At 70.3% G+C, this 5216-nt stretch carries 5 protein-coding genes; 2 read left to right on the top strand and 3 right to left on the bottom strand.

The genetic code is table 11. The features are described from left to right. Nucleotides 1–276: 276 nt before the first annotated feature. Nucleotides 277–555, bottom strand: a complete 279-nt coding sequence (locus tag ACJ73U_RS02650; protein ID WP_407775876.1) for a DUF2277 domain-containing protein — start codon at nucleotides 553–555, stop codon at nucleotides 277–279. Between the two features lie 151 nt (nucleotides 556–706). Between ACJ73U_RS02650 and ACJ73U_RS02645 the strand changes: the two genes are divergently transcribed. After that, entirely contained in the window at nucleotides 707–1528 is an 822-nt protein-coding gene (locus ACJ73U_RS02645; protein WP_407775875.1) for an SGNH/GDSL hydrolase family protein, read from the top strand. 271 nt (nucleotides 1529–1799) lie between these two features. Then, nucleotides 1800–2453 carry a response regulator transcription factor gene (locus ACJ73U_RS02640; RefSeq protein WP_407775874.1) on the top strand — a complete coding sequence of 218 codons (654 nt, stop codon included), beginning with the start codon at nucleotides 1800–1802 and terminating at the stop codon, nucleotides 2451–2453. Here ACJ73U_RS02640 and ACJ73U_RS02635 read toward each other — a convergent pair. After that, a complete protein-coding gene (locus tag ACJ73U_RS02635) occupies nucleotides 2439–4088 on the bottom strand; it encodes an ATP-binding cassette domain-containing protein (RefSeq protein WP_407775873.1) in 1650 nt (549 codons plus the stop codon). The genes ACJ73U_RS02640 and ACJ73U_RS02635 overlap by 15 nt on opposite strands. A gap of 342 nt (nucleotides 4089–4430) precedes the next feature. Further along, a partial coding sequence (locus tag ACJ73U_RS02630; RefSeq protein ID WP_407775872.1) for an ATP-binding cassette domain-containing protein occupies nucleotides 4431–5216 on the bottom strand: 786 nt, incomplete at its 5' end.

Here is a 5216-nt window from a genome sequence, read left to right as displayed (position 1 = left end):
GGGCACCGCTGAACCGGGCCGGCGGCGCGGTCAGGTCGTTGAGCAGGGCCTCTTCGAAGACGGCGGTCATCGACCACCGGTCAGACGCAGGCGCAAGAAGTCCTCCGAGGTTCGGGGTTCGGGCGCTGCATCCGGACGGTGGGCAGCGGGCCAACCTGCGACTTTACCGCGAGTTCACGCATCTACCCCCTGAACACGCAGCCCCCGTGGGTGAACTCACACGGTGTCGCTCCGCTGGGCGGTTCGCGGGCCCGTGCCCGGCCCGCTCACGGAGAGTCAACCCCCCGCGGTCTTCGCCGCCATTCGGGCTCGCACTTCCGGGCGGCGCAGCGGCGGCACCGTCGTCGGCGGCTGCTTGCGTGGCGGCAGCTCGGCGAGCAGGCGGGTCGTGACCGCGGTGATCTCCGCGACCGCCCGCTCGAACGGCTCGCGGGTGTGGTCGCTGACCGTCTGCACGCCGGACACCTTCCGGACGTACTGGCGCGCGGCCGCCTCGATCTCCTCGGCCGTCGCGGCGGGCTCGAGCCCCCGCAGCGGCGTGATGTTTCGGCACATGCCCCGAGCCTACGGTTGACGGAAAGTTGCCGTATCGCTCCAGCTCTCGAAAATTCTTACCGTAACGGCCGATTGCCGCCGGTCGCGCCGGGCCTCCACGCTGATCCTGCCCGGTTCTCCCGGGATCCCTGCGAGCGTGTGGAGGCAGCCCATGCGTGTCCGTAAAACACCCCTGCGATTAGCACTCGTCACCGCCGCCGTCACCGCACTGGCCCTGGCCGGCGCGGGCGTCGGTCAGGCACAGGTGGCGGTCGGTCCCTACACCGCGCTCGGCGACTCGTACTCGTCCGGCGTCGGCAGCAGGACGTACTACTCGGACAGCGGTTCCTGCTACCGCAGTCCGCTGGCCTACCCCGTCAAGGTCGCCGCCCAGCTCGGCGCGACCCTGACCTTCGCCGCGTGCTCCGGCGCGCGGGTGCCCGACGTGCTGAACCAGCTCGGCAGCCTCAGTGCCAGCACCGCGCTCGTGACCGTGTCCGTCGGCGGCAACGACGCCGGCTTCTCGGACGTGATCACGCAGTGCGCGCTGCCATGGCCGTGGACGTGCACGTCCAACATCAACAACGCCAACACCTACATCCGCAACACGCTGCCCGGCACGCTCGACAACCTCTACAACCAGATCCGGGCGAAGGCGCCGAACGCGAAGGTGGCCGTGATCGGCTACCCACGCCTGTTCAACGGCGAGGAGTGCAACGTGCTGGCGCGGATCAGCCCGGCGGAGCAGACCTCGCTGAACGCCACCGCCGACCTGCTCGCCACCACCATCGGCGGCCGGGCGGCGGCACACGGGTTCCGCTTCGTCGACGCCCGCGCGGCCTTCACCGGCCACGCGGTCTGCGACGACGTCGAGTGGCTCAACGGCCTCTCGAACCCGGTCCTCGAGTCCTACCACCCGAACACCGCGGGGCAGGCGAGCGGGTACACGCCACTCGTGGCGAGCGCGCTGTCCGCGGCGCTGAGTGGGGTCTGACGCATCTGCGGAGGCCGTCTGGTGCATTTGTAGTAGTGCAACTGCACCAGACGGCTTATTTATGAAAATCATCCGATCAGGTCATCCCAGAATTTTCAGGCATATTTTCCGTAACATTACGGGCGCGTATCCACCTGAATGTTTCTCTCGTTACTCCAGGCGTAGGACGACTCGTAACGAGGTTAAAGATCGCCGGGACACACTCCCCAGTGGGCACGGCGGTCGGATGGGGTCGCCGCACCAGGCTGATTACCGTCCCCAGGAGGAAGGCATGACGCGTCAAGGCTCCAAGGAGTCTGTCGAGCAGGAGGATGGTAGATCCATCCGGGTATTACTTGCGGAGGACATGGATCTACTTCGCACGGCACTGGTCAGCATGTTGGACGTCGAGGAGGACATAGAGGTGATCGCCGACCTGAAATGTGATCACCAGGCGGTGTCGGTGGCCTTGCGGCTGCGGCCGGACGTGGCGGTGATCTCCGCGGACATGCCGGAGACCGAAGGGCTCACGACCGTCCACGAGTTACGCAAGAAGCTACCAGAATGCCAGATCGTCGCGTTGACCGTAACCCGGCCCGCGGGCCTGCTGAAACGGCTGCTCGCCGCGGACGTATCCGGATTGATCGACAAAAACGCGCCGGCGACGCGGCTGCTGCACGCGATTCGGAACGTCGCGGAAGGCGGCACGGTGATCGACGCGAACCTGGTGGTCGCCGCACTGTCGGCGGGCACGAACCCGTTCACCCCGAGAGAATTGACCGTATTGCGGCTCGCGGCGGAAGGCGCGAGCGGCCCGGAGATCGCGAAACAACTGTCCCTGTCACCGGGGACCGTGCGCAACTACCTGTCGAACGCCATGAACAAGACTGGGGCCCGCACGCGGATCGACGCGATCCGTATCGCGACCGAGTCAGGTTGGCTGTGAAGCCGGGGTCCGTCCGGCTTCCCAGTGACCGAGCAGGTCGCGGTAGAGCGGGGAGGTACGGAGAAGACCGTCGTGATCGCCGACCGTGGCGCCCGCGCCATCGAGCACGAGGACCCGCTGGGCACGCAGCGCGGAGCTGATCCGGTGGGCGATCACGATGAGTGTCCCGGGCCGTTCGGCGAAGGCCAGCTCGGCCCGCCGTTCGGCGGCGGGGTCGAGGTGGCAGGTCGCCTCGTCGAGCACGACGAGCGGCGCCGGTGACAGGTAGGCCCGCACGAGCGCGACCAGTTGGCGTTCACCGGCGGACATGTCCTGCGGTCGGATCTCGGCGTCGTAGTCGCCGAGATCCGCACCGACCGCCTCGACGGCGGCGTCGAGATCGGCGGTCGTGGCGTCGGGGCGCAGATAGGTGAGGTTGTCCCGCAGGGTGCCGGTGAAGACGTAGGCCTCCTGGGGGATGAGCACCCGGTCGGCCGCGAGCTGGATCTCACCCCGGTCGGGGCGGCGCAGGCCGCAGATCAGGCTGGCCAGCGTGGACTTGCCGATGCCGGAGGGCCCGACCACGGCGAGGTGCTCCCCGGGTTCGACGGTGAGATCGAGGTCGCGGACGACCGGCTCGGCGTGCGGTCCGTAGGCGAAGGTGACCTTCTCGAGCACGACGCGCCGACCGGTGCCCGCTCGCGTGGTCGGCGGCGCCGGGACGTGGCTGCCGTCCAGCACCCGCCCGAGCGTGATCACGAACCGCAGCCCGCTGCCCCCGACCCCCGCGACGAAGTTCTGCAGGGCCGGCTGTAGTCCGAAGAGGACATAGGTGGCGCCGCCGAGCAGCTCGCCCGCGCTGAGCCCGTTCCGCACCAGGGACGATCCGGCGAAGAGCAGCACGAGCAGTGGCAGCCACCCCCCGACGGCGAAGCACGCGGTCCGCAGGGCGGCGACCCCGGCCAGCGCCCGCTCGGCGGCGGCCTGCTCGTCGACGGGTTTCTTGACGAGCGCCGCGGCCTGCTGCTCGGTGCCGCCCGCGGCGACGTCCCTGACCCCGGCGAACACCTGCCCGGCGGCGGCGCTGAGCCGCTCGTCGGCGAGCACGGAGGCCCGCTGCCGCGCGGCGGCGAGCCCCAACATCGCGACGAACCCGGCGAGCCCCAACAGGAACGGCGGCAGGATCAACACCGCGACCGAGGGCGCGACCGACAACACGCCGACGACCACACCGACGACGGTGACGATGAACCCGCGGATGACGATGACGAGCCCGGCGTAGGTGTCGCGGACGATCTCGACCTGGCGGGTGAGCCGGGCGAGTGCCCCGTGATCGGGCCGCCCGGCGACCCCGTTGCGCAGGGCGCCGCTGACGACGCGCCGGACAAGCTCGTCGCGAAACGGCTCGGCGAGGTCCCCGAGCCGCCGGAACACCATGCGCGTGCCGACGGCACCGACCACGGAGACCAGGAGCAGGGACGCGAGCCAGACGACCCCGACCACCGGTTCACCGGCGAGGAACCCGTGGTCGACGGCATTGGCGACGACGAGCCCGGAAAGCGTGGCGGGCAGCACCTCCGGCACCGACCACCCGACGAGCGCGAGAGTGGGCCGTGCCTTGAGCGACCGAAGAGCGAACCGCAACTCACGCCGCACGGGCCACCCCCACCTCACGCCGACACCGGCTTCTCGCCAAGCGGCCAGTGCCGCCGAAACGTCTTTCGCGGCAGACAAGCTGAAGAGGTGGCCGGTAGGGCAGACGGCCCACGCCCCGTCCCGGTCGAGGCCTCGAACGAATTCCTGACCGCGTGCGACCGCGGCGAGGTTCCCCTGCGCGGGAGACAAATCCGCCGTGGCCGGTTCTTTTCCGACCGTTGGTCAGGCGCCGAGCGTCGCGGTGTCGTGACGGTGCCGACCGCAGGGGAGGCAGTGGCGCGGATGCACCACGCGCGACACCTGCCATCTCACCAGGGGCCACTGACGCGTACGGCCGCGCGATCATCCGAACACCCCGCGGTAGTCGTCCTGTCGCCACAGCTCCTCGTGCGGGCCGACCGCCCGCACGCGACCGTTCTCCAGCCACACCACGAGATCCGCCTGCGCCGCCGTCGACAACCGGTGCGTCACCACCAACCGCGTCCGGTCGCCGGCATCGGTCATCGCGGCGCTGATGCGCATCTCCGTCACCATGTCCACGCTGGAGGTCGCGTCGTCGAGGACCAGCAGGCGCGTCGCCGGCCAGGAGCGGGCCAGGCCCAACCGCTGCAGCTCGCCGCCCGACATCGGGGCGTCCACCAGCGCGGTGTCGTAACCTTCCGGCAGCCGGGTCACGAACTCGTGTGCGTACGTCGCCCGGGCCGCCTCCTCGCCGCCCGCACCGATGGCCGCGCCGACCGTCGCCCCCACGAGGTAGGGCCGTTCGAACGCGCATCCCACCGCCGACCGCAGCTCGTCGTGGGACAACGCCGTCAGCGGCACCCCGTCCAGCAACACCACCCCGGACGAGGGATCGCGCAGCCGCGCCGCGACGCCGGCGAGCACCGACTTCCCCGCGCCCGACCGCCCGACGACCGCCGCCACCGCGCCGCCCGGCACGGCGAAGGAGACACCGGTCAACAGCGAGTCCACCGAGACGTCCCGGAACTCCAGACGGCCGGGACCCGCCGGCAGCACCTCATCCCCATACGGCATCGGGTCGAGCGACAGCACCGCGCCGACCCGCTCGGCACCGGCCCGCGCCCGCGCCAGCCGCCCGAAGACACTCGTCAAGCTCCCGAGCCCCGC

It is taken from the genome of Actinophytocola sp. (genome assembly GCF_045807065.1).
GTDB lineage: Bacteria > Actinomycetota > Actinomycetes > Mycobacteriales > Pseudonocardiaceae > Actinophytocola.
The sequence above is the reverse complement of the archived record's forward strand: the minus strand, read 5'-3'. Positions and strand labels throughout refer to the sequence as shown.

Excerpts from the sequence above, each read along its gene's own strand:
- ACJ73U_RS02650 (WP_407775876.1), bottom strand. The coding sequence starts at position 555 with ATGTGCCGAAACATCACGCCGCTGCGGGGGCTCGAGCCCGCCGCGACG.
- ACJ73U_RS02645 (WP_407775875.1), top strand. The coding sequence starts at position 707 with ATGCGTGTCCGTAAAACACCCCTGCGATTAGCACTCGTCACCGCCGCC.
- ACJ73U_RS02640 (WP_407775874.1), top strand. The coding sequence starts at position 1,800 with ATGACGCGTCAAGGCTCCAAGGAGTCTGTCGAGCAGGAGGATGGTAGA.